This window comes from Rhodanobacter terrae, from assembly GCF_042657005.1.
Taxonomy (GTDB): domain Bacteria; phylum Pseudomonadota; class Gammaproteobacteria; order Xanthomonadales; family Rhodanobacteraceae; genus Rhodanobacter; species Rhodanobacter terrae.
In genome coordinates, this window is the sequence record NZ_JBHSNG010000071.1 from 1 (window position 1) to 1,427 (window position 1,427).

Annotated in this window: 1 protein-coding gene; it reads left to right on the forward strand. The window is 62.4% G+C overall.

Annotated elements, in window-relative coordinates; genetic code table 11:
• Nucleotides 1–689: 689 nt before the first annotated feature.
• Complete coding sequence (locus ACFPPB_RS20260; protein ID WP_377330463.1) at nt 690–1,358, forward strand: transposase; 669 nt, start codon at nt 690–692, stop codon at nt 1,356–1,358.
• The last annotated feature ends 69 nt before the right edge of the window (nt 1,359–1,427 follow it).

The following is a 1,427-nucleotide window of genomic DNA, read 5'->3' on the forward strand; positions in this document are numbered from 1 at the left end:
CGCCGGTTTCGACTGCACGACCTGCTGCCGCGGCTGACGCGCGCGATGGTGCTCTGCAAGCCTTGCCCGGAGCCGATGCTGCGCTTGGCGAGTAATTTTCTTCACTGAGGTTCGACGCTAATCAGGAGAGGCTATGAGCAACTTCGAGAAAAAACGACTGCCAGGACCAAATAGGGACGGACAGCATCTGCGCAATCAGCCGTATTCTCAAGTTCCCGCAAATTGCCGAGAGCGGAACCCGTTACGATTCATCCCCAAATAGCGCAACATAAAATGCCTCTGCGCCATCGCAACGCCGCCAGCTTCTGCTGATTGACGCCTCCATACTCCAGCCACAAATTCCCCTTCCTCTTTCCCATAGGGCTGCCGAATGCCGCGTTTCGACCTGATTGATGAATCCGCTGAGCTGTCCAGTACTAACGTTCAAGTGCGTATGCCCGCCCGCGACCGGGTAGGGGGTCAATGCTCCGAACTTAAGGATTTCGCTTGCCTTCCTATGCGTCATCCGGCACAATTCACTTACCGTAAGTCATTGATGTTAAAGGATATGAACTCAAATACCTGCAAGCTGCGCGCTGCTGTCTGAGTTCTCTTCCGCCCTGCACGATCCCGCGCTCGTCGAGAAGCACCGGCTCCACGCCAGCGCCTTCACTCGTCAGCGCACACTTACCGCGCCGCGCCTGCTGGCCATGATGGTCGGCGGCATGTGCAGTTCGGTGCAGGCGGCGCTCGACGACCTGTTCGGCCAGCTCGACGACACCGGCGTGCGGGTACGCGGCTGCACTGATCGGGCCTTCGCCAAGGCACGCAAGGGGATTTCCTACACGGTGTTCGAACAGCTCAACGCGCATCTGCTCACGCTCGCCGCGCCGAAGATCGATCAGCATCGCTGGCGCGGCCTGCGCGTGGTGGCCGCCGACGGCTCGCGCCTTCGCGTGGCTACGCGGCGTGGCGCGGAGCTGGAGGCGGATCACTACGCCCTCGTGCTCTACCTGCCCGGCAGCGAACTGACCTTGCACGCGGCACTGGGCCCTGCCGACGCCTCGGAACGCCAGATGATGTTCGAGGCACTGGAGCATACGGACAGGGACGACCTGCTGGTGCTTGATCGCGGGTACCCGGGCAACACGATGGCGGCGGCCATCGTGCAGCAGGGGCGGCACTTCTGCATGCGCGTGGATGCCTGCGGCTGGCGCTGCGTGAGGGACTTCCTGCGCAGCGGCAAGTCCGAGACGGTGGCGACACTTGGCGCGCCCTCGGCGCGCGATGCGGCCACCTACGAGCTGCGCCGCGAGCCGACGTGTCGACTCCCCGTAAATCAGTGCCACGCTAAATCAGAGGTCGCCGGATCGTTTTGAATCCGAAACTCGGCGGGCGTCAGCCCGTCGAGGCTGTCGTGAGGGATCTCGTTGTTGTAGTCGGCAACC